Source organism: Streptomyces sp. NPDC005151, from assembly GCF_053599875.1.
In genome coordinates, this window is sequence record NZ_JBSFYR010000028.1 from 58,228 (window position 1) to 83,380 (window position 25,153).

Below are 25,153 nucleotides of genomic sequence, written 5' to 3' on the forward strand. Positions count from 1 at the left end.
GAGCGGGCCGGAAGGGGGGCCTGTCGGGCGGCCTGACGACGGCGGTTGGGCACTCACGGGCTCTTCTTCCCAACGGAGGGATCAGTCCCAGTTTCTTCCGTTACCCGCCCATTGTGTGCCGGGTACTTGCGCGGCCCGCAAGCTGACGCCGTCGGGCCCTCCCAAGGGGCGGATGGCCGCGCTCCTGCCTAGCGTGGCAGCGTGAGCCACCAAGGATCCATCGACCGCAGCGGAGCGCCGCGCGCCGCGCACGGCTGGGGTGAAGCTCTCCTGGCAGTGCTCGCCGGACTCGTGGTCATGGCAGCCACCGCGGCCCTCGGCCTCTGGGCGGCAGGTGCGACCGGTCTCCCCGGGGGCGCGTTCCCGCGTGTCGTCGCGGCCGTCGTGGTGATGGCGGCGGGCGGCTCCATCTCCCTATCGGGAAACGCCGGGGAGCTGGTCAGGACCCATGCGGAATTCTCGGTGCTTCCGCTGTCCGTGACTCTGGCCGGAGCCCTGGTCATCGCCGCCGGCTTTCTACGGCCCCTGCGCCACCGGGCGGTCGCGGGCGCACGCGAACTGGCCGGCTGGGCCGCCCGGATGGCGGTGCTGTGGGCGCTGGTCCTGATCGGCTTGTCGCTCCTGGCCCGTCAGAGTTTCGACCTCCCTGCCCAAAGCCCGACCGGGGATGTCATCAGTGACCTGCTGGGCGCCTCGCCGAAGGTCGGATTCAGGACCGACGTCCCGCTCACCCTGCTCCTCGGTCTGCTCTGGCTGGTGGGCGTCCTCGTCCTGGCTCTCGTCGTGTCGCGCAGCGCCCCGCTCCCGGCCCGCCTGCTGCGCTTTCAGGAGTCGGTGCGCCCGGCCGCGTACGCGATGGTGGCGCTGCTGCTCGCGTACGTCGTCCTGGGCGTGATCGTCGGACTCGTCGTCATGGTGACCCGGGGCCACCCGGCCGAGACGGTCGCCGTGATCCTCCTGGGGCTGCCGAACCTCGTCTGGCTCGCGTACACGCTCGGGCTCGGGGCGTCCTGGGAGGGGAGGGTGGACGGGCCGTTCGGGCTGCCCATGCCGCAGGTGCTGGACTCGGTTCTGCGTACGCCGGACCTTTCCACCCTCAGCGTCTCCACGCTCGCCGACCACGACGGTCGGGCCTGGTGGCTGGTCGTCGTCGCCGCCGTGCTGACCCTGGCCGCCGCCTTTCTCATGGCGGTCCGCTCGCCCGGCCGGATGCGGCCGTGGCAGCACGCCGTACACATGGCGGTGGCGCTCCTCCTCACCGTGCTGACCATCTGTCTCGTCGCCAGGGTCTCGGCGCACTACGGCCTGTCGCTGCTGGGCATCGGGGACCTCGGCGGCGGTCTCGGCGGCGAGGTGACGCTGCGCCCGCGACTGGGATCCGCGCTCGTTGTCGCCGTCGCGTGGGGGCTGGTCACCGGCTTCCTCGGCAGCCTGCTCGCCTCAAGGATCCACCGGCGGGGAGAAGTCCCGGCGGACGGCTGAGGCGGTTACGGACTTCGCCTCCCGTACCGGCCCGGGGAATACGGGCAGTGCCCACCGCGGCGGCGGTTCGGTCCCCGCCCCCGTGGCCCAGGCACCGATCCGCATATCCACCTGCGTCGGCGGATGGTTCTTCTGCGCCGCGCCCCGGGCCGCACCGCGCAGTGCCGCCACGAACTGCAGACACGAGTCGTACCGGTCGTCCGGGCTCTTGGCCAGGGCCTTCGCCAGTACCTCGTCGACGGTGGCCGGGAGATCGGGGCGCCGGCCGGTCAGCGGTGGCGGCGGGGCGAACTGATGGGCCCACAGCAGCGCCATGTCGTCGTCGCGCTGGAAGGGCGGCATACCGGCCATCGTCTCGTACACGACACAGGCCAGGGTGTTTCGCAGTGTTGGTGGCGCGGGTGCGGTGGCTGGCCTCGCTGGTGGAGGGCTTGGCGTCGGGTGTGGTGCGGGGGCGCTGGAGCGGGCCGGATCTGGCCCGGCTGGCGTCCGGGGTGGACGAGGCCGGGGTGTCGTTGCCGTCGCAGGCGTGGATGGCGTTGCGGCGCCTTGGCTGGCGGACAAAGACGCCTGCGGGTGTGTACGTCCCCGATCGGGTGGGGCGTATCGCGGAGGAGCAGGCGGGGCGGGTGCTGCGCTCGGCGTGGTGGCGGGCCCAGGTCGTGGACGCGGTCCTGACCACCTGGCCGGCCGATCCGGACCGGCGTACCGGCACCGAGTGGGCGGCTCTGCGTGCCGCCCTGCCCGATGACGCGGTGAGCAGTGTGCTGCGGGCCCGCACGAAACAGATCGCGGACTTCCGCCGTGTGCGTGGCCGGTTTCCGGCCGAGGTGACGGAGTTGGAGCCGGTGCCCGGGGTGGGTGGGCAGGTGGTGCTCGCGGCGGTGGACCGGCAGCTCGCCACCCTGACCCGCTGCCCCGAAGAACCCCACCACTACGCGATGTTGACAGCGAAACTGCCCGTCCGGCCTGACCCGGCCTCACGTAAGGACTGGCATGAGGTGCGGGTACGGTTCCGGCTGCCCGTCCACATACCTGCCCATGCCGCACTGTGCGCACCGACGCTCCGCGTCCGCGAGAGCCGCCTCCTGCTCGACGTCCCGTACGCGGTCAGTGTGTCGAAGCCCCAGGGGACGGGGCATCGGGTGGCGGTCGCTTTCGACTGGGGCCTGAACACCCTGCTGACCGACGGCACCCTCCGCCTCACCGCCGAGCCCCGGCCCCACGTGCTCACCGACGGACAGCCCCTGTTCCTGCGGGTGAACGGCGCCCTCGCCAAGGCGGACCGGCTGCGCCTGCACGGGGAGCGGATCAGCGCGCGCATCGACCGCCTCCAGACCCTGATCGCCTCCCGCCGCGCCCGTGGGATCCGCCCGGACCCGTGGGTGACCGCAAAGCTCGCCGTCCTGGAACGGGAACGCCAGCGTGTCTCGAAGCGCCGGTCCCGGCTGAACGCGGTCTGCCGAGCAGATCGGACGGGCGGCCCACGGGCAGCGCCGTGTCCTGCCGGGGGTCGGGGGAGTGCGGGGGGCCCGGCGCGGGGGCGGGGGACATCATGCGTCACCCGTCCGGGTGGGTGGATGCGTGGTATCCGCCCCGGACCGGTCGACGGGCCGCAGGAGCTGCGTCGGCTCGGCATCGGCGGGATCCGCCGGGCGGTACGGGGCCACCCGCGCGGGGTCGACGATCTGTGTCGGCTCGGGCTCCGGTGCGTGCGCCTCGCCCGCTCCGCGGTCCGTGGGGGCACTGCTCGGCCGACCGGGACCGCCCGAGGCTGCGTACGTACTCAGCTGGGTGCCGTCGCAGTACACCCAGCGCTCGTGCTCGGCGTCGTACAGCCACATCGCCTCGCCGTCGACGACCATGCCCACCCGCAGGCCCTGGGTCCGGCGGCGGAAGGTCTCCCCGTCGATCCGGCCCTCGGCCAGCTCCTCCGCGGCGCGCCGGTACTGGGTCAGCGACTCCCGGACCCGCGCCATCAGCGGCCGGGGGTCCGCGGTGCGCGCGAGCGGCTGTCCGGACTCCGGCGGGCCGTGGGGGACGGAACGAGCAGCCGGCCGTCGACCCATGCCGACCAGCCGTTGGCGCAGAGGATCTGCCCCCAGTCGCCCCGCCGGCCGAGCAGCTGGACGGGAAGCAGCGGGTCGAGCGGCTCGGTGGGCCGGGTCACGTCGGGTGCCTCCCAGGCGGACATCCCGTCCGGGGGGACCACGTGTGTGGGGCGGAACTCCGGTGTCGTCATGGGCTCCCGCCTCCGCTACTTCCGCATGATGACGGGCTCGTGCCGGCGGAGCAGCCGCGCCACCGCCAGTCCGAAGACGACCGACAGCACCACCAGCATCCCCATGTTCAGCAGCCACGCCGCCGCGGAGTGCTCGAACAGCGGATCCGAGCTCACCTTTCCCGGCACGATCCTGGCGAGCCCGATGGTCCCGCCCATCGCCGCGAGCGCCCACCGGGACGGCACCAGCCACGCCAGCTGTTCCAACCCGGGCACGCCGTGCAGTTTCAGCAGCGCACCGCAGAACACGACCTGGACGATGGCGAGAAGCACCAGCAGCGGCATGGTGACCTCCTCCTTGCGCACCAGCGCGGAGACGAGCAGACCGAGCATCATCGCCGTGAACGACAACAGGGCCACGGCCAGCGTGATTTCGACCAGTGGTGGCAGGAGAACGCCTTTGCCGCCCGGGGCGTTCAGATCGACGCCCACCAGACCGACCAGAGTCAGAACCACCGCCTGCAGCACCGTAACGGTGCCCAGGACAACCACTTTGGACATCAGATACGCCGATCTGGAAAGCCCGACGGCCCGCTCCCGCTGGTAGATCGCCCGCTCCTTGACCAGTTCCCGTACGGCATTGGCGGCGCCGGTCAGCACGCCGCCCACACAGAGGATCAGCAGCGCGTTGATCACTGTGTCCTGGGTCAGCCGGCTGCCGGCCAGGGCCCGGGTCATCGCGCCCATCACGAACGGCAGAGCGATCATGATGGCCAGGAAGGTCCGGTCGGCGCTCAGCGCGGCGGCGTACCGGCGGACCAGCGTCCACAGCTGAGCGCCCCCGCTCCGGGTCTTCGGCGGCGGCGCGACCGGGGCGACCGCGGCGTGCGGCAGCCGGGGCTGCGCGGTGGAGTTCGCGATGTACTGCCGGTGGAACGGGGAGGCGCGGTACTCCGCCGACCATTTCCGGTCCCGGTCGTTCTCGAATGCCTCGAACGCCTCGGGCCACTGCTCGAACCCGAAGAAGGCGAGCGCGTCCTCCGGCGGCCCGTAGAAGGCGGTCTTCCCGCCGGGGGCCAGGACCAGCAGCCGGTCGCAGACATCGAGGCTGAGCACACTGTGCGTGACGACGATGACCGTACGCCCGTCGTCGGCGAGCCCCCGGAGCATATGCATGACCGAGCGGTCCATACCGGGGTCGAGCCCCGAGGTCGGCTCGTCGAGGAAGAGCAGCGACGGCTTCGTCAGCAACTCCAGCGCGACGCTGACGCGCTTGCGCTGGCCGCCGGAGAGGCTGTGGATCGACTGTTCCGTGCGCTTTTCCAGACCCAGCTCACGGATCACTTCGGTGACCCTGGCCCGGCGTTCGGACGGGGCCGTGTCGTGCGGGAAGCGGAGCTCGGCGGCGTACCCGAGGGCGCGGCGCACGGTCAGCTGGGAGTGCAGGATGTCGTCCTGCGGGACGACCCCGATGCGATGGCGCAGCTCGGCGTAGTCGTGGTAGAGGTCGCGGCCGTCGTAGAGGACGCTGCCCTCGTCGGCCGGGCGGAGGCCGGTCAGTGCGTTGAGCAGGGTGGACTTACCTGAGCCGCTCGGACCCACCACGCCGAGCAGGCACTTCTCGCCCACCGGGAAGGAGACCTGGTCGAGCAACGTCTTGCGGCCCCGGTCCACGGTGACCGCCAGGTCCTGCACATCGAGCGAGACCTCACCGGTGTCGACGAACTCCTGCAGCACGTCGCCGACCAGAGAGAACTCGGAGTGACCGATACCGACGATGTCGCCGGCGGCGACCTGGGCGCGGCCGACCAGCTGGCCGTTGAGATACGTCCCGTTGTGCGAGCCGAGGTCGACGATCTCGTATGTGCCGTCCAGATGCGCCCGCAGTTCGGCGTGCCGGTGCGAGACGGTCAGGTCGTCGACGACGAGGTCGTTGTCGGCGCTGCGGCCGATGCGTACGGTATGGACGGGCCGTGGTCGCACGATGGCCGGCTGCCGGAACGTACCGGTGGCGGCCGGCATGGAGACGGCGGACGGGCGGTCCGCCGGATGCAGCGCGGGGGCCGGGGGTTCCTGACCGACCAGAACGGCGCACGGCCCGTCCGCGGGATGACCGAACCGGATGACGCTGCCGGGTCCTACGCCCGATTCATGGATGCGCCTGCCTCCGGTGTACGTACCGTTCGTGCTGTTCTCGTCCTCGAGGGACCAGTGGTCGGCCACGGGCCGGAGCACCGCATGGTGCCACGAGACCCGGACATCGTCGATGACGATGTCGCTCAGCGGGTCGCGGCCGACGTGGTAGTCCCGGCTCGGACTCATCACCGTGGGTCCTGCGTCGGTTTCGAGAATGAGCTCGGGCGCAGTCGACGCGACAGGCCTCTCTGGCATGGTCGAATTCTATCTATTGGTACGGATATATGCTCATGGGTGCACCTCGGGCCTCTCTTTCGGATCATGCCGGGCTGGCTTGGCCCGGCGCGCAGGCTCTCCAAGGCTCACGGGCCCGAGGGCCCTCCGTCGTTGGCGTCGGTCTTGTCCAGGCTCTCGGCTCCGTTCGAGCAGCGGAGACCCCATTTGCTCGGGGTGGGCTTCTTCGGCACGGGCCCCGATCTCCTGCCTGACGTCGTGCGATGCCCTCACGGCGCCGGCCTCGCATGTGCGCCGCCAATAAGACCGACCGGCAATGGGGGGGAACCTCACAGGGGGAGTACCCCACCGCATGGACTCTCCCCCGGGGCTCCGCCCGGGGGTACCGTCGTCCATCCGCCTTGCGATCCGTCCCCTTCGGCCTGGGGGCCTGGGGAGACCCCACCCCCTCGACCCAAGCGGGCTGGCGAGGCCACCGCACCAGACCCCGCCGGGCCCGCCCGGCCAGGCGGACAACGCCACTTCGACGACACTCCCCAGGCTGAGTCCGTGGTGCGGGCGGCGGGTTCGTACGTCACCTCCGTACGCCGCGCTGGTACGTCGCGGGCGGCGCGCACAGACCGGGGGTGGCGCATGAGCGTGAAGAGTCCGGAGATCCGCGCGCGGGTGGCAGGGGCACATATCTGGTTCGTCGCCACGGTCTGTCCGGACTGCCCGGCATCGCGTGAGGTTCCCGCCGTGGCCCGTGTGCCGGGCGGTCACCCGGACCGGCCGCCGCCGCGCGCACCGGACCCCGGCTCGGTTGGTCCGAACGACGAAGACACCGTGTTTCTTCGTCGTCGTGGATGAACTGTGGGCCCTTCGGCCGCCATAGCGTCAGGGTCAACTCCCACTGGAAGGCTCCGACGTGACCGCTGATCTCCACCAACGCGCCATCGTCGCCGATACCCACAACGATCTGCTGATGGCGGTGTCGGCGCGGCCCCCGTTCCGCTGGGCGGACTTCTTCCGTGAACGCTGGCTGCCGCAGCTCCAGGCCGGAGGCGTGGACATCCAGGTGCTGCCCGTCTTCATCGACGACCCCTATCGCCCGGAAGGCGCGCTGCGCCGCACCCTGCGGATGATCGAGACCGCGCACGTCCTGGCCGAGGGGAACCCGGACACCGTGGCCCTGTGCCAGGACGGCGACGAGATCGACGCCGCTCTCGCCGCGTCGAAGATCGCACTCGTGCTCGCCCTGGAGAGCGCGCCGGGCGTCGACGCCGATGTCGAGCTGTTCCACACCCTTCACCGCCTCGGTGTACGCGTCGCCTCCATCGCGCACTGGAACCGCACCCCGCTCGCCGACGGCAGCGGAGAGGACGCCACCGGCTCCCGGCTCACGGCCGCCGGAGTCCGGGCCCTGGCGGAGATGGAACGACTCGGCATGCTCTTCGACGTCTCCCACCTCGGCGCCGCCGGGGTGGCCCACGTCCTCGAACTGGCCACCCGCCCGCTCCTGGCCACCCACTCGTCGGCCCGCGCACTCTGCGATCACCACCGCAATCTGACCGATGACCAGCTCCGGGGAGTCGCCGCCACGGGCGGGGTCGTCTGCGTCAACTTCTTCCCCGGCTTCCTCGCCGAAGCCAAGGAGGACCGCACCTTGGAGAAGCTGGTGGACCACATCGAGCATGTGGCGTCCGTCGCGGGCATCGACCATGTCGGCATCGGGCCCGACTTTCCCGCTCGTCGCCGAGGCGGAACTCCGGCAGATACGAGGCCACCGGCTCGTCGATGTCCACCAGCCCCGCATCGGCCAGTTGCATCAGCAGGACGGCGGTGAACACCTTCGTCGTGGAACCGATCTGGAACAGCGTGTCCGGGGTGACGGCCCGGCCCGTCGCTATGTTCTCGACGCCGACAGGGCATTCGGCGAACTCGTCGCCGACGGCGACGGCGACCTGCGCTCCGACGATTCCCAGTTCGGCCGCTGCTTCACCGGCCAGGTGTGTGATGGAGGCTCTGTCGATGGCCGCAGTTTCGCTGGTCATGGGCGAGGTCTCCCCTGTGTACGCGACTCGGAATGCGCCTCAGCCTACGTAGTACGCCAAGAGACGGCCCGGTGCCGCTACACCAAATCGGGCGCTGCGGTTGGGGCGTCCGTACGAAGTCTGTGACGACTGGGACGCCCCGACGCCCTGACGGTCGGCGCGACCGCGACCGCGACCGCGACCGCGACTGTGACCGTGACCCGAGGCTCAGAGCCTGTCGGGTGACCTCTGATCGGGCGGCCACGCCCTGGCACGCACGCTTCCCGCGTTGCCGAAACGCCGTAGTAGCTCCTTCCCCAAGCTCTCAGCTTCGTTCGAGCAGGGGAGACCCCATCCGAGGGCCCGCGCCTTGGAATCGCACGCACCAGACCGCGTCCGCTTTCCGATCGAAGGTCACCCGACAGGCTCTCAGCCGCCGGCCGGCCGATGGGCGCCGGACGCCCGGCGCGCGCGGCGCAGTCCGTGCAGCCGCAGGTCGATCAGCGCCTCGAACCGCGCATCCGGATCGGTGAGATCGAGGGCGCCGATCTCGGACAGCCGGGTCAGCCGGTACCGGAACGTGTTGGGATGGACATGCACCGCCGCCGCGGCCCTGGCGACGTCGGCGAACGCGTCGAGATAGGCGGCGAGCGTGCCTGTCAGATCCGAGCGGTGCTCGGCGTCATACGTCAGGAGCCGCGCCACGGCACCGAACTCCGGGCGCTCGTCCCACCCCGAGACGCAGTACCAGCAGGTCGGCGCGGACCGACTGGGTGCTTGCCGCGCGCTCGGTGCGCAGCCCGCCCCGGAGCACCTTGAGCACATCGTCCGCGTCGGCGCGGGAGCGCGCGATGTCAGCCGGTCCGCGGGCGACGCGGCCGACGCCGGCGCGCAGGGCGAGGCGCGGGCCCATCCGCTCCAGGAAGCCGGCCGCGATCCACAGCGCCGCCGCCTCGCCCTCGTCCGCGCCGGGTACGGGAAGCAGGCCGTAAACGACGTCACCGAGACCGGTCGCGGTGGCGGACCGGTGCACTCCGCCGAGATGCAGGGCGAGCGCGTCGGTGACACGCCGCAGGTCGGCCGCCCGCTGTACGTCGTCCTGGCCGCCGGCGGCCTCCCGCCCGTCCGGGGTGTCCAGTCAATCTGCGTGCAGGGGGTGGAGTCCAGTCTGTTGACCTGGGGCTTCCTGGTTGGCGTGGCTGGTTGTGCAGGTTGGTTGGGTGGTGCGCAGTTTCACTGGTCCGCGTCAGTCGGGCCCGAACCAGGCCCCGACCCGACCCGGCAGCAGACGTGCCCGGAGGCCGCATGCGGCACCCTCCGGGCACGGCCCGGAAAACGGTCTGCGGGCCGACGGCCGGGCCATCTCTGCGCGCCCGCCCCGCTCCCGGACTGTTCCCGGTGGCCTGCCACCGTGTTGAACGGGGGACTTCCCCCGGTCAAGTCGGAGGAGGGCCCCAGCGCGATCCGCTCCAGCCTCAGGCCATGATCGTTTCACCCCAGCGGAACACCGAACCGAGGAGTGATCAGCATGACCGCGCACAAGCAGGCGATTGGCCGACGGGGGCTGCTCGCCGCGACGGCCGGGCTCGCGGCCACCGCCCTACTGGCCCCGGCAGCCTCCGCCACACCGGCTCCCACGGCGAAGGACGGCCGGCAGGCCGGCGCGCTCCGCACGCTGGAGCGCGCCGCTCACCCGCTGCGCTCGACGGAACCTGGCGGCCACACCACCGACCTGCGGGCGCTGGGGGCCATGATCGGCGATGCCAAGGTGGTCGGACTGGGAGAGGCCACCCACGGCTCGCACGAGTTCTTCGCCATGAAGGAACGCGTATTCCGCCACCTCGTCGAGGAGAAGGGCTTCACCACCTTCGCCCTGGAGATGAGCTGGACGGCCGGCCTGCGGATCGACGAGTATCTTCAGGGCGGCGCCGGCGACGCCCGTCAGATCGCCAAGGAGACACTGACCGGATCCCCCTGGGAACGCGAGGAGTTCGTCAGCCTCATCGACTGGATGCGGCGGTACAACGACCGGCATCCCGGCCGTAAGGTCCACTTCATGGGCAACGACGTCGGAGCGCCCAAGCTCGGCGACGCCGTCTTCGACCGGGTCACCTCCCACGTCCGCGCGAGCCACCCCCAGGACCTCGCGCGCCTCGAAGAACTGTATGCGGGCCTGCGCCCCTTCGACGACGTCTTCGCCTACCTGCGCAAGTCCCTCGCGGAACGACGCTACAACGCCACCATCGCCCAGCAGGCACTCGACCTGGTCACCGCGAACAAGGGAACCGGCGGTGACGCCTATGAATGGGCCGAACAACACGCACGCAACATTGCCCAGACCTTCGCCTTCACCTCCCTCGACCTGTCTGATCCGGAGTCGGTGTCCGCCGCGGAGCACCTTCGCGACCAGGCCATGGCCGACAACACCGCCTGGTGGCACCGCCGGACCGGCGACAAGATGCTGCTGTCGGCGCACAACGGCCACGTGGGCTACCTGTCCACAGACCCCGTGATGTACCCCACGACGCAAGGCGTCTTCCTGCGCAACGCCCTCGGCCGGGGCTATGCCGCCATCGGCTTCACCTTCAACCGGGGGTCATTCCTCACCGCGACCACCTTCGGCGGGGCCTGGGACAAGTTCACTGTCCCCGCGGCTACCCCCGACATGCAGGAGTACACCCTCGACCGGGTCCACCACCGCGACTACTACCTCGACCTGCGCACGCTGCCGGCCGCGGGCCGCACCTGGCTGAACACCCCCCGCCCCGTCTACGACGCCGGTTCGTCCTTCAAGAACGACCCGCTCCCCACCCTCGCAATCAGCCAGGCCTACGACATCCTCATCCACCTCAATCAGGTCCACGAAGCCACCAAACTCTGACCACCCGCACCACCCCCCTTTGCGGGACCGGCCGCAGCACCACCGGACCCACGCACGGCACGGTGCCGACAGGGATGGGTGCCGCACCGTCGACGTCGCCGCCTCGGTCGGCGCCGCGACACCGGACACGATCGGCACCCGCGACCTGACGCAGCTCCAGCGGGCCGCCGACGCCGCCCTTTATGACGGCAAGCACTCCGGCCGCGCCCGCCTCGCCGCCGCCACGCCGTCCATCAACGGCCGCAGGGCGGGCAGGCCGGGCACGGCCGTGTGGGGGCGAGCCGCATGAGCACCGCCACCGCCGTAATGCCCGAAGGCCACTGGATCCGCGGCATCAGCAGCAAGCAGCCGCACGCCGCCTGAAGTACGGCTTGCGGATGGTGAGGGAGTGCTCGCCTGGCTGCGGCTCGTTGGTCGTCATCACGGTGTCCTTCACGCTCTGGGGGATGCTGCGGGCAGGGCAGGGCAGGGCAGGGCAGGGCAGGGCAGGGCAGGGCAGGGCAGGGCAGGCGGCCGCGTCGGCGGCGGCCAGCCGTTCACGCAGGCAGCCGGCGCCCCATGTTCCAGCGCCGGATCGTGATCTTTCCGGCCGGGCCGGGAACGGGTACGGCCGCCGAGCCGGACGGGATCGGGCCCCGGGTCAGGCGAGGGCGCTGCGCGACCTGGTCGTGCTCATGATGACCATCTCGGACAACACGTCCGCCAACGCGTTGCTGCACCAGGTCGGCACCGACGCGGTCGACGAGGTCTGCCTGGACCTCGGCATGCCTGAACACCCGCATCCACGGCGGGGTGGCCACCACGTTCGCGCAGTTGGTGGAGGAGACCGGGAGCGAGTCGCTGAGCGCCGCGATGAAACGCCTCGCGGACAACGACACGACGGCGCCCGCCGTCGTCTACACCCCCCTGTCCAAGGCGTCCGGCACGCCCGCGGACATGTCCCGGCTGCTGCGCGCGATCTGGACCGGCACGGCCGCCTCGGCCGAGAGCTGCGCGTTCATGCGGAAGGTCATGGGCCAACAGGCGTGGACGCACCGGCTGGCGGCCGGGTTCCCGTACGACGACGTGACCGTCTCGGGCAAGACGGGCACGTTCGGCTCGATGCGGCACGAGGCGGGGGTGGTCGAACTCCCCGACGGCAGCGCGTACACGGCCGTGGTGTTCACACAGGCCGCCCGCGCCGACAGCAAACTGCCGCGCGCGGACGCGGTCATCGGCGCGGCCGCCCGCACTGCGGTGGAGGAACTGCGCGGCAACGCGGACACCTGACGGGCGCTGCGGTCGCGACGGCGGCCTTGAGCCGGCCGACCGCCCGGGTCCGGGCCTTGTCCGTCGGCCGGCCGAGCCACCCGCACCCTCCGGATCCCGGTCCCTGAGTGATCCAACCACTTTCTAGATCATTTCGTTGGGAGTTCTAAGTCGCGCCGCGACCGAAGTCTGGGTCGACCACGGGCACCTTCTCGACGGTATCGACGTCGTCGCACGGGAGGCAGCCTCCCGACCGCTCAGGCGCCCAGCGCCGCCGAGACCACGGCCTTGGCCTCGTCCTGCACCTGGTCGAGGTGATCGGACCCGAGGAACGACTCCGCGTAGATCTTGTAGACGTCCTCGGTGCCCGAGGGGCGGGCGGCGAACCAGGCGTTCTCCGTGGTCACCTTGATGCCGCCGATCGGTGCGCCGTTGCCGGGAGCCGAGGTGAGCACCGCCGTGACCGGTTCGCCGGCCAGCGTGTCGGCTGTGACCTGCTCCGGCGAGAGCTTGGCGAGTACCGCCTTCTGCTCACGGTTCGCGGGGGAATCGATGCGGGCGTACGCGGGCTCGCCGAAGCGGGCGGTGAGCCCGGCGTAGTGCTCGGACGGCGACTTTCCCGTCACGGCGAGGATCTCCGAGGCGAGCAGCGCCAGGATGATGCCGTCCTTGTCGGTCGTCCACACCGATCCGTCACGGCGCAGGAACGAGGCGCCGGCCGACTCCTCGCCGCCGAATCCGAGCGACCCGTCGACCAGACCGTCCACGAACCACTTGAAGCCGACCGGCACCTCGACCAGCTGCCGTCCGAGATCGTCGGCGACCCGGTCGATCATCCCCGACGACACCAGGGTCTTGCCGACGCCCGCCGCGTCCGGCCACTGATCACGGTGCGCGTACAGGTAGTTGATGGCGACGGCGAGATAGTGGTTCGGGTTCATCAGCCCGCCGTCCGGGGTCACGATGCCGTGCCGGTCCGCATCGGCGTCGTTCCCCGTGGCGATCCGATACCGGTCCCGTTGACCGATCAGCGACGCCATCGCGTACGGCGAGGAGCAGTCCATCCGGATCTTGCCGTCCCAGTCCAGCGTCATGAACCGCCAGGTGGGGTCGGTCAGCGGATTGACGACGGTCAGATCGAGACGGTGCTGCTCGGCGATACGGCCCCAGTACGCGACCGACGCGCCGCCCAGCGGGTCCGCGCCGATCCGGACCCCGGCCGCGCGGATCGCGTCGAGGTCGAGCACGGACGGCAGGTCCGCGACATAGGTGCCGAGGAAGTCGTACGTGGAGGTGGTCGGCGCCGCCAGCGCGCGGACGTAGGGCAGCCTCCGTACGTCCTTCATGCCGGCCGCGATGATCTCGTTGGCCCGCTCCTGGATCCAGCCGGTCGCCTCGGACCCGGCCGGGCCGCCGTTCGGCGGGTTGTACTTGAATCCGCCGTCGCCCGGCGGGTTGTGCGACGGAGTGACCACCACGCCGTCGGCGAGACCCGAGGTACGGCCCCGGTTATGGGCGAGGATGGCGTGCGACACCGCCGGGGTGGGGGTGTAGCCGTCGGCGGAGTCGATCAGCACAGTCACGTCATTGGCGGCGAACACCTCGATCGCGGTGACCCGTGCGGGCTCGGACAGCGCATGGGTGTCGGATCCGAGGAACAGCGGCCCGTCCGTACCCTGCTGCGCCCGGTACTCGGTGATGGCCTGACTGGTCGCGGCGATGTGGTCCTCGTTGAACGCCGTGGCCGTCGACGTCCCGCGGTGACCCGAGGTGCCGAAGGCCACCCGCTGGTCCGGCTCGGCCGGATCGGGGTGCAACGTGTAATACGCCGTCACCAGCCTGGCCACATCGGTCAGGTCCTCCGGACGTGCCTGCTGTCCGGCTCGTTCGTGCGGCATCTGCCCACTCCTCCGTATCGGTCGGTCGTTGCGATCTGCCCGCCGGATCAGTTTCCCCGGCGGCCGAGGTGGACCGGCTGCTGCCCCGCCGTACGCACTGCCACGGCGGCGGCGTACCCGGCGGGAACCAGCACATCGGCGACGGTCCAGCCCGGGGGACCGGGCTGGGGCACGGGCCCGGTGCCCAGATGGTCCAGCGAGAGCTCGCGTGCGAGCCCGATCCCCTCGCCCTTCAGATACGCCTCTTTGCGGGTCCACGCCCGGGCGAAGGCGACGGGACGCTCCTCTGCGCGGAGTTCTGCCAGCTCCCGCACCTCCGCCGGATGCAGCATCGCTCCGACGTCCGCAGCGGCCCTGCCGTTCGGTACTGCCTCCACGTCCACCCCGACCGGCGCGGCGGCGAAGGCCAGCAGCGACAGGTCCCGGCTGTGCGACAGGGAGAAATGCAACCCGCCGTCGGTCGCCGGACGGCCGTGCGGACCACCGCAGGACGGGCACGGCTCACGGACCAGCCGCACCTCGCGCGGTTCGACACCCAACCGGGCGCCGAGCAGCATCCGCAGCGCCACATGGGCCGTGACATAGCAGCGCCGGTCGGCCGGAGCGACGAATCTCCCGGCACGCCGCTGTTCCCCGGCGTCGAGGATTCCGGGCGCGAGCCGCTCGGCCGGATCACCGTGCCGCACCGCGTCCACGATCCACAGGGCAGGTGTCCCGGCAGGCCAGGAGGGCAGCACGCCCCGGGCGCCGTCCGCCGGGTCGAACTCGATCGGCTGATGCACCGGTCGGATCATCTCCAATCACCTGGTGAACGCCGTGAGGGAGTGTCATCGGCGCGGGGAGCAGCGCCAATTCTATGGAGACTCCGACAGGACCCGGCATGGATTCGTCCACGATGTGAGCAGCTCATCGCGCCGGGGAGGCGTGACGAGCGCTCTTGCGACAGGGAGGAACGAGATGACACCCAACCATTCCGCGCCGGCCGACCCCGTACTGCTGCGAAGGGCCACCGTCAAGGACGCAGCGCCCCTCACCGGGGTCTTTCTCGCCTCCCGCGCCCGGTCCATGCCGTATCTCCCGAAGGTCCACAGCGATGAGGACACACTCGCCTGGATGACTCACGTCGTCCTGCCCGAAACGGAGGTCTGGGTTGCCGAGGCGGCGAGCGGTGAGGTGCTGGGCTTCGCCTCCCTCGACGGCACCGAGCTCGAACACCTCTGTCTGCGGCCCGACGTACGGCGCCGCGGCATCGGCTCGCTGCTCCTGGCGAAGGCATCGCGAGCTCTCCCCGGCGGAGCTCACCCTGCACGTCTTCCAGCGCAACACGAGGCCCGGGCCTTCTACGAGCGGCATCGGTTCGCCGCCGTCGACTTCGACGACGGCAGCCGCAACGAGGAGAAGGAACCCGACGTCATGTACCGGTGGGTCGTGCAGGGCTGACCGACCGGCCCGGCGGCCACGTCCCGCATGCACCGGTTCGTGCGGGTGTGGGCGTGACCTGTTGCGCTGTCCGGATGATCAAGCTCAAGGCGGCAGTGGGTCCCGGACGAAGGACAGGTGTCCGCTCTTGTTCGCGCTCGATCCAGGCATTCCAGGAGTCATGCATGCGTTTGCGTACACGATGGGCGTCGGCCGCCCTGCTGCTGCTCGTACCGCTGATCAGCAGCGCCTACGCCGTCGCCGCCGTTCCGGGTGACGGCGGCGTCGTGGTGGAACGTTCCGCGCGGGCCGTTCCGGGGCAGTACATCGTCACCCTCCAGCCCGAGTACTCGGCGTCCTCCGCCATGGAGCAGCTCGGCGTGAAGCCTCTGTTCACGTACAACAGTGTGCTGCGCGGTTTCGCCGCCGTGCTCAGCCCCGCTCAGCTGGCCACGGTCCGTTCGTCACCCGGTGTGGCGGCGGTCGAGGAGAACTCCGTGGTCACCGTGAGTGAGCCGCCTGCCGCGTCCGCCGCCGTGCCGTCGCGCTCCGGGCTCACGGCGGCGAGTTGGGGACTGGACAGGATCGACCAGCGGCAGCTTCCGCTCGACCACGCGTACAAGGTGGCGGCCACCGGCAGGGGCGTCACGGCGTACGTCGTCGACACCGGAATCGACATCCGGAACAGTGAGTTCGGGGGGCGCGCCGTCGTCGGATTCGATGCCGTCTCCGACGGTCACGCCGGTCAGGACTGCCATGGCCACGGCACGCATGTGGCGGGCACGATCGGCGGTGCCACCTATGGAGTCGCCCGATCGGTGTCCCTCGTCGCCGTGCGCGTTCTCAACTGCAAGGGGAATGGGACCGCGGCCGGGATGCTGGCCGGATTCGACTGGGTGGCCGGGCATGCCAAGCAGCCCGCGGTCCTGAACGCCTCTCTCGGCGGCCCCGGGTCCGCGGCGGTCGACGACGCCGTCGACGCCATTGCGGCCCGGGGGACCGTGCCCGTCGTCGCGGCGGGGAACAGTTCGTTGGACGCCTGCACCATCTCCCCGGCCCGCGCGGCACACGTGGTCACGGTCGCGGCCAGCGACGGTCAGGACCGGCAGACCAGCTTCAGCAACTACGGCCCCTGCGTGGAGATGTACGCCCCCGGCTCGTCGATCGTCTCGGCCAAGCTCGGCGGCGGTTCCGTGGCCATGAGCGGAACCTCCATGGCCAGCCCCCATGTCGCCGGGGTCGCCGCTCTCTACAAGCAGTGGAAGCCGGCCGCCACGCCGAACGACCTCACTCGCTGGCTCGTCGACCAGTCGACCAAGAACGTCCTGTCGTCCCTGGGCGCGGGTTCGCCGAACCGACTCCTCTACACCGCGGGGCTCTGATCCCGATCCGCTGAAGCCGTCCGACCGGCGGGGTCCGCATCCGCGGGCCCCGCTTGCTGCAGTCCTTTCGCTCTCCCGCACATCCATTGCGCCATGTGCGACGCCATCTGCAGATCGGCGTGGCGCGCCCCGGCGTGCGCCACCCTGATCTACCTCGCCGCACTCCAGTCGATCCCGGCACCCCGACGGACCTGGCACTCGGCACCCGCCGGGCCCGCGCTGCGGCGCTGCTCTCGCTGGCCCTGCCCGGCGCCGCGTACCTCTACCAGGGGGAGGAGCTCGGCCTTCCGGAAGCGGACATCCCACGGGACCGGATCCAGGACCCGATGCACTTCCGCTCCGGCGGGACCGACCCCGGACGCGACGGCTGCCGGGTGCCGCTGCCCTGGTCGGCGCAGGCACCGTACGCCGGGTTCGGATCCGCCGTGGAACCCTGGCTGCCGCAGCCGGCCGGCTGGTCCTCGTACGCCGCCGACGCCCAGGGCGCCGATCCCGACTCGATGCTCAGGCTGTACCGCGAGGCGCTGCGGCTGCGCCGGACCGAACCCGGCTTCGGGAGCCCGCGGACAGCGGGGGAGCGGCTGACGTGGCTGCCGACCGCGCCGGGGGTGCTCGCCTTCACCCGAACGGACCGGCTGGTCTGCGTTGTGAACCTCACCGGGGAGGCGGTCGAACTGCCCGGCCACACCGAAGTTCTGCTCACCAGCGGTCCCCTGGCCGAGGGAGGGAGGCTCCCGCAGGACACCGCGGCCTGGCTGCGGGGCTGACGGCGGCGCGGGCGGATCGCGGCGATTCCGGGGCTGCGGCACAGTGGTCGTATGGATGATCTCAACGCCCTCGCCGACGAGCATCTGGCCGCCGCCCGTACGTCCCCGCACGGCCGCAGCGCACACCTGCTGCTGCGGCAGGAGCCCCTGCGGCAGACGGTCATCGCGCTCACCGCGGGCTCGGCCCTCGACGAGCACAACGCGCCGCCCGCCGCCTCGCTCCAGGTCCTGCGGGGGTCCGTCCGCCTCACCGCAGCCTCCGGCGACGTGGAAGTGACCGCCGGAGGGCTGCAGCCCATCCCGCACGAGCGGCACGGACTGCTGGCGCTGCAGGACGCGGTGGTGCTGCTGACCGCGGTCAACGACTGACTCACCTCACCGCGCCCGGATCCGTACCCGCTCCAGCACCCAGAGTACGAAGCTGCCCGCGGCCAGCGAGCCGCCCAGGACGCAGATGCCGGTCCAGCCCGCGCGCGACCAGACCACCGAGGCGAGTGCCGATCCCGCGGCCCCGCCCAGGAAGAAGAGGGTCATGAACCCGGAGTTGATCCGGTTGCGGGCCTCGGGGCGGAGCGCGTAGATCACGTTCTGACTGCTGTTGAGTGCCGCCTGCTGGGCCACGTTCAGCGAGATCACGCCGAGCGCTAGCCACAGCAGCGAGGACTCGCCGGCGAGAAGCAGCAGCCAGGAGAGGGCGAGCAGGGCGGCCGAGGCCCCGGAGACCGCCTGCACACGGCCGCGGTCGCTCAGCCGGGCCGCGAAGTTCATGCCGACCACACCGATGACGCCCACGAGTCCGAAGAGTCCGATCGCGGCCGCGTTCCAGTTGTAGGGCGCCCGGGTCAGCAGGAAGGTCAGCGCGGTCAGCTGCACGCTGTACGAGGCCATGGAGAAGGCGGCGACGGCGGACCGCCAGCGCAGCAGGGGCTCCGTGCGCAGCAGGGAGAGGGTGGAGCGCAGCAGCCCGGCGTAACCCATCGGGGCGGTGTCGTCCGACCGGGGCAGCCGGGGCAGATTGCGATGCAGGAGCACCGCCATGGCCGCCATGAGCAGGGCGTTCACCCAGTACGCAGTCCGCCAGCCGCCGAGCTCCGACAGCGCGCCGGAGGCCAGACGCCCGACCAGGCCGCCCAGCAGGACGCCCGACATGACGACGCCGACGATCCTGCCGCGTTCGGCCGGAGCCGCGAGAGTCGCCGCGAACGGCACCACGACCTGGGCGCCGACGGAGGTGAGCGCCGTGAGCGCCGTCCCGGCGATCAGCAGGGGGCCGGTGGGGGCACCGGCGGTCAGCAGCAGGAAGAGCGCCGTGAGCGCGAACAGGCCCACCGCCAGCTTTCGGCGCTCCATGACGTCCCCGAGCGGAACGAGCAGGATCAGGCCCAGCGCGTAGCCGCCCTGGGCGGCGGTCACGATCAGCCCCGCCGCCGTGACACCGATGTGCAGATTCGCCTCGATCACGTCGAGGAGCGGCTGCGCGAAGTAGTTGCCCGCTGCCGAGAGCCCGGCCGCGACGGCCATCAGGAGAACGAGCCCGCGGCCGAGGACGGGCGACGCCTCGGGTGGAATCGGCAGAGCCGTGCTGCGCCGTAGCGCCTGTGTGGAGTGAGCCATGCCCCTCAGCCTCGGGGATCGGACATCCATGAGTCCAACACATGTTTTTCATGCGATCGATCGTGGTTCACGATAGATGTATGGAGCTTCAGCAGATGCGGTACGTGGTGGCGGTGGCGGAGCTGGAAAACTTCACGCGCGCCGCGAAGAAATGCCTGGTCGTCCAGTCGGCCCTGAGTCATCAGATCGCCCGTCTGGAGAAGGAGCTCGGCGCCCGGCTGTTCGATCGCACGAGCCGTCAGGTCCGGCTCACCGCCGCCGGTGAGGCGTTCCTGCCAGCGGCCCGGCAGGCGCTGGACGCGGCCGAGCGGGCCCGCGCCGAGGTGACGGCAGCGGCGGGGGAAATCAGCGGGCGTCTCGGCATCGGGGCGATCCCGACGCTCTCCGCGGTCGACATCCCGGCCGCACTGCGGGAGTTCCATTGCCGCCATCCGAAGGTCCGTATCGACCTGAGGGAAGGGGCGAGCAAGGACCTCGTTCAGGAAGTGCGGGACGGGACGCTCGACGTGGCGTTCCTCGGTGTACTGCCGAGCTACCGGCCGAAGGGGGTGCGCGACCGCGAACTGGGGCGCGGGGAACTCGCCGCCGTGGTGGCGCCCGGCCACCCGCTGGCCGATGAGTCCGAGGTGGACCTGGAGCGGTTGGCGCGGGAGACGTTCGTCGACTACCCCGCCGGGACCGCGGCCCGCGCCCAGTCGGAGGAGGCTTTCGAGGCGTCCGGACTCACCCGTGAAGTGGCGTTCGAGGTCAGCGGAACCGAATTCATCGTCCGGTTGGTACGCAGCGGACTGGTCGTCGCTCTCCTGCCTGCCGCGTTCGCGGCGGAGCTGACGGGGCTCACCGTGCTTCCGGTGCGCAATGCGCCCGCACGGACGGAACGGCTGGTGTGGAGCCGGTTCCGCCCCACACCGGCGGCTGCGGCATTCCTGGCGGGTCTGGACATCGGGGACGACGAGTTCTCTCCCAAAACCCTTTGAGGAGAGACTTCGACCACGCCTCGTACGGTTCGTGTCCACCGGATCCGGCGCGGCTGGGGTCTTTCGTTTGGATCAGGCCGGATCAGGGAGCGGCCCGCCGCGGAGCGGCTGGTGTCGCCGTGGTGCGTGCAGCTGCAAGGCGGAGGAAGGAGCCCACGCGGAGCGAATGGGTCTCCCCTGCTCGAGCGAAGCCGAGAGCTTGGGGAAAACTGACGACAACGCCGCAGATGTGCGTGCCGGGCCCCGCGAGCCCGGCATGATCCAAACGAGAGGCACTGGGTCCTGCACGGGGAGAAGCGGTGGCCGACCCCGCCCGCACGCGGGTCCGTTCAGCCCGCCGGCAGAGCCCGGCGCCGACGGCGAAGGAACTCCTGCTCGGCGGCGTTCTGCGTACGGGCGACTGCAGCGTCGTACGCCGTCGCCGCCTCGGCGGTACGGCCCAGGCGTCGCAGCAGGTCGGCCCGTACGGCGTGGAACACGTGGTAGCGGTCGAGTGCGAGCTGCTCCACGAGCGCGAGCGCCGCGTCCGGTCCCTCGACCTCGGCCACCGCGACGGCACGGTTGAGCGCCACCACCGGCGTCGGCGCCTGCGCCAGCAACTGGTCGTACAGCCGCAGGATCTGCTCCCAGTCGGTGCCGGCCGCGGTCGGCGCATCGCTGTGCACCGCGTTGATCGCGGCCTGGATCTGGTACGGGCCGGGACGGTCGCGGCGCAGACACTGCCGTACGAGCGCCTGACCCTCGGCGATCAGCTCGTGGTCCCACCGCCTTCGGTCCTGCTCGGCGAGCGGCACCAGCTCACCGCCCGGGCCGGTACGGGCGGTGCGGCGCGACTCGGTGAGCAGCATCAGCGCGAGCAGTCCCCGCACCTCCGGTTCGTCCGGCATCAGACCGGCCAGGAGCCGCCCGAGGCGGATGGCCTCCGCACAGAGGTCCTCGCGCACCAGTCGGTCGCCGGAGCTCGCCGTATGCCCTTCGTTGAAGATCAGATACACCACGGCGAGCACGGACCGGACCCGGTCCGGAAGGTCGGCATCGGCCGGTACCCGGTAGGGAATCCGGGCATCACGGATCTTCCCCTTGGCGCGCACCAGTCGCTGCGCCATGGTCGGTTCGGGCACCAGGAACGCATGCGCGAGCTCCGCCGTGCTCAGCCCGCCCAGCAGTCGCAGCGTCAGCGCGACCTGCGCACCGGTGGAGAGCGCGGGGTGGCAGCAGGTGAAGATCAGCCGTAGCCGGTCGTCATGCACGGGACCCTCCTCCGCCGGTTCGCTCCGGGCGTCCATGGACTGCGCCGGGGCCGCCCGGGCCTGGCGGTCGGCGCGGGAGACCTCCCGGCGCAGGCGGTCGATCGCCCGGTTCCGCGCCGTGGTGATGATCCAGCCGGCCGGTGCGGGCGGCAGCCCGGCCGAGGGCCACCGGTCCAACGCGGTGGCGAACGCCTCCTGGACCGCCTCCTCCGCGATGTCGATGTCGCCGAAGGCGCGCACGAGTACCGCCACCGAGCGGCCGTACTCCTCGCGGAAGAGACGCTCGATGTCCGCGGTGAGTACGGCCGGTGCGCCGGTGGGACGGGGCGGCTCGGCGGCGCCGGGGTGCCGGGAGGCGCCGGACATCAGCCCTCCACTTCACCCTCGAACGGCCGGACCTCGATGGGCAGGGTGATCGCCCGCGCGGCCTTGCGGCCCCAGTCGAGGGCGGCATCCAGATCGGCTGCCTTGATGATGCACAGCCCGCCGAGGTACTCCTTCCCCTCGGCGTACGGGCCGTCGGTGAGCAGTGTGTCGCCGTCCTTCGCCCGCACCACAGTGGCTGAGCTGGGGGCGTTCAGTCCTCCGGCGAACACCCAGGCCCCGGCCTCCCGGAGCTCCTGGTGGAAGACCTCCACGTTCCGCATGATCCCTTCCAGCACCTCGGGGGCGGGCATCTCGCCCCCGGTCGGCGTGATCACGCTGAGCAGGTAGTGCTTCATGGTGTTCCTCCTGGGGTGAGACGTCGGCACCGTGCCGGCGTCTCACCCTCTATACGAACGGCTGCTGCCCGGATCGACACGCAACACGGTCGTGTCCCGAAGAATTTTCTGCCGGTGCTCCGCGTGATTCCGGTGCTCCCCACGAGTTCTGCTGTTTTCCGCATACGGGGACGTGTGGGAGCGCTCCCAATGTCGGCAGGATGAGGCGATGACCCAGCCTCCCGGCCCACGGGACTACCACCCCGACGACCACGCGGCCCTTTCGGGCATCTGCGTCCGGACGGCCGACAACGGCGGCGACTCCCGGCATCGGTATCCGGACCCGGAGCTGATGCCCTCGATCTTCGCCACGCCCTACGCGTACCTCGAACCCGATCTGGCCTTCGTGATCGACGACGGTACGGGCCGAGGGATGCCCCGGCAAGGAGCTGGGCAGGTACTGGTGTACGAGCCGGACCGGGGCCGGGCAGTCGGGTGCAGAAGGGTGTGCGATGTGAGCGAGCGGACCGAGTGGCAGTTCTCCGACGACCGTGGACAACTGTCGAGTGCCGGGCGGCGCCCGTCGCGTGTGCTCGCCTATGTCCAGGCCGGAGCCACGCTGTGGGACCACGGGATACGTCCGAGCGGGATCTTCGGATCGGACCACGACGGCGAGTCGCCCGACCGGGCCAAGAGCGGGTCGCTGCCGCTCACCGAGGTCGACTATCTCGGTGCGGGCAGCGTCCTGGACGTGGACACCCTCCTGCGGGGCGAGCCGGACCTCGTGGTGGCCGTCAGCTACGGGGGAGGGCATGTCTACGGGCTGGCCCCGGAGACCGCCAAGCACCTGGAGGAGCACGTTCCGGTCGTCGTGATCGACGTGGGTCAGGCACGCACCCTCGCCGGCATCGGTGACCGGTTTGCCGAGCTGGCCCGCTCGCTCGGGGCCGAGGAGGGAGGGTCGCTGGCGACGCAGGACCTGGAAGCAGCCCGGGAGCGGCTGCGTAGTCTCGCCGCCGGTCCGTCCCGGCCCAGGGTCCTCGCCCTGTCACCGGCGGGGCAGGACCGGGCGCATCTCGCGCGTCCCCGCATGTGGCCGGAGCTGCGCGTGCTGGCGGAGCTGGGCGTCGACGTCCTCGAACCGGCCGCCGGGCCCGGTGTCAACTGGTCCACGGTCGGCTGGGCGGAGGCGGCGGCCCGCCGTCCCAGGATCCTGCTCACCGACATCCGGTCCAATGCCACACCCCTGGACCGGCTCCGGTCGAACGCTGACTGGTCGGCGCTGGAGCGGGCGGCCGCGGTGGTGCCGTGGAATCCGGAACCGGTCTGCAGCCCCCAGGCCCATGCACGGTTCCTGACGCTGGTGGCCGACGCGGTGGAGGCGGCGCAGGGCCGGTAGCGCGCGCCGGAACCGTCGCACCGCCGGGCACGTCCGACGGGCAAGAAGCGAGGGTCGAGGACGGACAGGGGCGGGGCATGAACAACGGACAGGGGCGGGGCATGAACAGAGGCAGGGCGGGCGGAACGGTCACGGTGATCCTGGTGACCGCGCTGTCGGCGGTGGCGTGCGGCGGGGCTGCCTCCGAGGATCTCGTGACCGAGGGGAGCCCACCGGCCGCGCCCTACAGCGGCCCGCTCGACGTACCGCATCCGAACGTCGAAGCCGACACCCCGCAGGCGAGGAAGACGGCATCGGGGGCCGCCGGCCGCGCTCTGGAGTGCGACGAGGGCATCTACTCCGGCGGCGGCGGCGAAACCTGGAGCAAGGGCGACGGCGGGGCGACGCCCGAGGAAGGGCTGAAGTTGTACTTTGAGCTGGAGCAGTCCGATCTGCCGCAGTACGGCTACCGGGTGGAACGCGAGGAGACGGACCGGGTCCTGTACTCGTTCGACGTGGACCGCAGGACGAAGATCGCCGTCGTCGTCGCCAAGGACCGCAAGGGGCGCCCGGGCTGGGGTCCGGAGACCACTGCCGCGTGCGACCCGGCGGAGCTGCCGTCGAGCTATACGGACAAGCAGCCGTACCGGGTCTGGACCGACAAGGACGGCCACCGGGTGCCCGTGTCCAAGGTGAGCAGCTCGGTGGGCGCGGCGCACTGCGACTGGCAGGAGGCGAACTTCCTCGACTGGGGCGCGGGTTCGGGGGAGGGCTCGGCCGGCCGGAAGGTGTACGCGCGTGATCCGAATCGGGTGCTTCCCTCGGACATGCTCACCTCGGCGTACGACGGGGACGTGACGATGCCCGCCGGTGCGCGGTCCACGGGCTACCACCTGGACGACTGGGAACTGTGGCTGACGGACGACCTGTCCAGGGCCTATGTCCGCACCCCGGACGGGGTGGAGGCGTGGCCCGCCATGAAGCAGCACATGGGATGCCGGTGACCTGTCCGGTGCGCCGAGCCCCATGTCGGGTCCGAGGGCCCGCCATCAAGCGCCGGACGGGCCCGGCACGGCACCGGGGCACGGCACCGCCCCCCGTACGGACCGTCTGCGATCGCGCCGACCGGCTTCGTTCGCGAGGCTGGGCTGAGCCGAGTCCGTACGTACGTCCCCAGGAGCAGGCATGCAGCAGGACAAGCACCCCTCCTACCGTCCCGTCGTCTTCCGCGACCGCTCCGCGGGCTACGCCTTTCTGACCCGGTCCACCGCGTCCAGCGAGCAGACCATCCAGTGGGACGACGGGGAGACCTATCCCGTCATCGACGTGGAGATCTCCGCCGAGAGCCACCCCTTCTTCACCGGCAAGGCCCGGGTCGTCGACACCGAGGGGCAGGTCGCCAAGTTCGAGCGCCGGTACGGGGAGGGAGAGCGCCCGAAAGCCCCATGACCCCGACCTGCCCTATCGGGCTGCTAGCCTCCCGGCCATGACAATCTGGGGGAGATCCGACGTCCGAATCGGTGCCGCAACCGTGGTGTTGGCGGGCGCTGTTG

Annotated in this window: 19 protein-coding genes and 6 pseudogenes; 14 read left to right on the plus strand and 11 right to left on the minus strand. The window is 71.1% G+C overall.

The window, feature by feature from the left end; genetic code table 11:
* Positions 1-201 precede the first annotated feature (201 nt).
* Positions 202-1,482: a streptophobe family protein gene (locus ACWD6R_RS17500; RefSeq protein WP_451819484.1), complete on the plus strand. Its 1,281-nt coding sequence runs from the start codon at positions 202-204 to the stop codon at positions 1,480-1,482.
* Here the strand turns inward: ACWD6R_RS17500 and ACWD6R_RS17505 are convergent.
* The 3 genes and pseudogenes from ACWD6R_RS17505 to ACWD6R_RS17515 all read right to left on the minus strand — a co-directional run.
* Positions 1,441-1,860: pseudogene (locus tag ACWD6R_RS17505) on the minus strand (hypothetical protein); the annotation flags it as partial. The gene ACWD6R_RS17500 and the pseudogene ACWD6R_RS17505 overlap by 42 nt on opposite strands.
* A 1,175-nt stretch (positions 1,861-3,035) precedes the next feature.
* Positions 3,036-3,724 (minus strand): annotated as a pseudogene (locus ACWD6R_RS17510) (hypothetical protein).
* A gap of 15 nt (positions 3,725-3,739) precedes the next feature.
* Positions 3,740-6,094: an ATP-binding cassette domain-containing protein gene (locus ACWD6R_RS17515; RefSeq protein ID WP_451819485.1), complete on the minus strand. Its 2,355-nt coding sequence runs from the start codon at positions 6,092-6,094 to the stop codon at positions 3,740-3,742.
* 886 nt (positions 6,095-6,980) lie between these two features.
* Here ACWD6R_RS17515 and ACWD6R_RS17520 point away from each other — a divergent pair.
* Positions 6,981-7,898 (plus strand): dipeptidase, encoded by a 918-nt coding sequence (locus tag ACWD6R_RS17520; RefSeq protein ID WP_451819486.1) that lies wholly within the window; start codon positions 6,981-6,983, stop codon positions 7,896-7,898.
* On the opposite strand, the pseudogene ACWD6R_RS17525 reads toward ACWD6R_RS17520, so the two are convergent.
* The 3 genes and pseudogenes from ACWD6R_RS17525 to ACWD6R_RS17535 form a co-directional block, all read right to left on the minus strand.
* A pseudogene (locus ACWD6R_RS17525) lies at positions 7,873-8,106 on the minus strand (serine hydrolase); the annotation flags it as partial. The gene ACWD6R_RS17520 and the pseudogene ACWD6R_RS17525 overlap by 26 nt on opposite strands.
* Positions 8,107-8,514: 408 nt before the next feature.
* The gene (locus ACWD6R_RS17530; protein ID WP_451819487.1) at positions 8,515-8,790 is read right to left on the minus strand and encodes a PucR family transcriptional regulator; all 276 of its coding nucleotides are present in this window, start codon (positions 8,788-8,790) and stop codon (positions 8,515-8,517) included.
* Positions 8,768-9,223 (minus strand): hypothetical protein, encoded by a 456-nt coding sequence (locus tag ACWD6R_RS17535; protein ID WP_451819502.1) that lies wholly within the window; start codon positions 9,221-9,223, stop codon positions 8,768-8,770. The genes ACWD6R_RS17530 and ACWD6R_RS17535 overlap by 23 nt, the downstream gene beginning before the upstream one ends.
* Positions 9,224-9,613: 390 nt before the next feature.
* Between ACWD6R_RS17535 and ACWD6R_RS17540 the strand changes: the two genes are divergently transcribed.
* The 4 genes and pseudogenes from ACWD6R_RS17540 (at position 9,614) to ACWD6R_RS17555 (ending at position 12,235) form a co-directional block, all read left to right on the plus strand.
* Positions 9,614-10,966 carry an erythromycin esterase family protein gene (locus tag ACWD6R_RS17540; RefSeq protein ID WP_451819488.1) on the plus strand — a complete coding sequence of 451 codons (1,353 nt, stop codon included), beginning with the start codon at positions 9,614-9,616 and terminating at the stop codon, positions 10,964-10,966.
* Positions 10,967-11,039: 73 nt separating this feature from the next.
* Positions 11,040-11,255, plus strand: a pseudogene (locus tag ACWD6R_RS17545) (GGDEF domain-containing protein); the annotation flags it as partial.
* A gap of 157 nt (positions 11,256-11,412) precedes the next feature.
* Positions 11,413-11,643: pseudogene (locus ACWD6R_RS17550) on the plus strand (hypothetical protein); the annotation flags it as partial.
* A 115-nt stretch (positions 11,644-11,758) separates the two neighbouring features.
* A complete protein-coding gene (locus ACWD6R_RS17555; RefSeq protein WP_451819489.1) occupies positions 11,759-12,235 on the plus strand; it encodes a serine hydrolase in 477 nt (158 codons plus the stop codon).
* 236 nt (positions 12,236-12,471) lie between these two features.
* On the opposite strand, the gene pgm is transcribed toward ACWD6R_RS17555, so the two are convergent.
* Positions 12,472-14,112: a phosphoglucomutase (alpha-D-glucose-1,6-bisphosphate-dependent) gene (gene pgm, locus ACWD6R_RS17560; RefSeq protein ID WP_451819490.1), complete on the minus strand. Its 1,641-nt coding sequence runs from the start codon at positions 14,110-14,112 to the stop codon at positions 12,472-12,474.
* 47 nt (positions 14,113-14,159) lie between these two features.
* The gene (locus ACWD6R_RS17565) at positions 14,160-14,894 is read right to left on the minus strand and encodes a 4'-phosphopantetheinyl transferase family protein (protein ID WP_451819491.1); all 735 of its coding nucleotides are present in this window, start codon (positions 14,892-14,894) and stop codon (positions 14,160-14,162) included.
* A 175-nt stretch (positions 14,895-15,069) separates the two neighbouring features.
* Here ACWD6R_RS17565 and ACWD6R_RS17570 point away from each other — a divergent pair, with 175 nt between their 5' ends.
* The 4 genes and pseudogenes from ACWD6R_RS17570 (at position 15,070) to ACWD6R_RS17585 (ending at position 18,049) form a co-directional block, all read left to right on the plus strand.
* The gene (locus ACWD6R_RS17570) at positions 15,070-15,552 is read left to right on the plus strand and encodes an N-acetyltransferase family protein (protein ID WP_451819492.1); all 483 of its coding nucleotides are present in this window, start codon (positions 15,070-15,072) and stop codon (positions 15,550-15,552) included.
* Positions 15,553-15,716: 164 nt separating this feature from the next.
* The gene (locus tag ACWD6R_RS17575; protein ID WP_451819493.1) at positions 15,717-16,913 is read left to right on the plus strand and encodes a S8 family peptidase; all 1,197 of its coding nucleotides are present in this window, start codon (positions 15,717-15,719) and stop codon (positions 16,911-16,913) included.
* A 176-nt stretch (positions 16,914-17,089) separates the two neighbouring features.
* Positions 17,090-17,680: pseudogene (locus ACWD6R_RS17580) on the plus strand (alpha-amylase family glycosyl hydrolase); the annotation flags it as partial.
* Between the two features lie 51 nt (positions 17,681-17,731).
* Entirely contained in the window at positions 17,732-18,049 is a 318-nt protein-coding gene (locus ACWD6R_RS17585) for a cupin domain-containing protein (RefSeq protein WP_366695324.1), read from the plus strand.
* Positions 18,050-18,055: 6 nt separating this feature from the next.
* On the opposite strand, the gene ACWD6R_RS17590 is transcribed toward ACWD6R_RS17585, so the two are convergent.
* The gene (locus ACWD6R_RS17590) at positions 18,056-19,294 is read right to left on the minus strand and encodes an MFS transporter (protein WP_451819494.1); all 1,239 of its coding nucleotides are present in this window, start codon (positions 19,292-19,294) and stop codon (positions 18,056-18,058) included.
* Positions 19,295-19,374: 80 nt separating this feature from the next.
* On the opposite strand from ACWD6R_RS17590, the gene ACWD6R_RS17595 reads away from it, so the two are divergent.
* Positions 19,375-20,271 (plus strand): LysR substrate-binding domain-containing protein, encoded by an 897-nt coding sequence (locus tag ACWD6R_RS17595; RefSeq protein ID WP_451819495.1) that lies wholly within the window; start codon positions 19,375-19,377, stop codon positions 20,269-20,271.
* Positions 20,272-20,600: 329 nt separating this feature from the next.
* Here ACWD6R_RS17595 and ACWD6R_RS17600 read toward each other — a convergent pair whose 3' ends face one another.
* Together ACWD6R_RS17600 and ACWD6R_RS17605 are read right to left on the minus strand one after the other, a co-directional pair.
* Positions 20,601-21,887: an RNA polymerase sigma factor gene (locus tag ACWD6R_RS17600; RefSeq protein WP_451819496.1), complete on the minus strand. Its 1,287-nt coding sequence runs from the start codon at positions 21,885-21,887 to the stop codon at positions 20,601-20,603.
* A complete protein-coding gene (locus ACWD6R_RS17605) occupies positions 21,887-22,243 on the minus strand; it encodes a YciI family protein (RefSeq protein ID WP_451819497.1) in 357 nt (118 codons plus the stop codon). The genes ACWD6R_RS17600 and ACWD6R_RS17605 overlap by 1 nt, the downstream gene beginning before the upstream one ends.
* 493 nt (positions 22,244-22,736) lie before the next feature.
* Here ACWD6R_RS17605 and ACWD6R_RS17610 point away from each other — a divergent pair, with 493 nt between their 5' ends.
* From ACWD6R_RS17610 to ACWD6R_RS17620, 3 genes are all read left to right on the plus strand, one after another.
* The gene (locus ACWD6R_RS17610) at positions 22,737-23,621 is read left to right on the plus strand and encodes an ABC transporter substrate-binding protein (protein WP_451819503.1); all 885 of its coding nucleotides are present in this window, start codon (positions 22,737-22,739) and stop codon (positions 23,619-23,621) included.
* 101 nt (positions 23,622-23,722) lie between these two features.
* A complete protein-coding gene (locus ACWD6R_RS17615) occupies positions 23,723-24,604 on the plus strand; it encodes a hypothetical protein (RefSeq protein WP_451819498.1) in 882 nt (293 codons plus the stop codon).
* A 181-nt stretch (positions 24,605-24,785) separates the two neighbouring features.
* A complete protein-coding gene (locus ACWD6R_RS17620; RefSeq protein WP_451819499.1) occupies positions 24,786-25,049 on the plus strand; it encodes a type B 50S ribosomal protein L31 in 264 nt (87 codons plus the stop codon).
* The last annotated feature ends 104 nt before the right edge of the window (positions 25,050-25,153 follow it).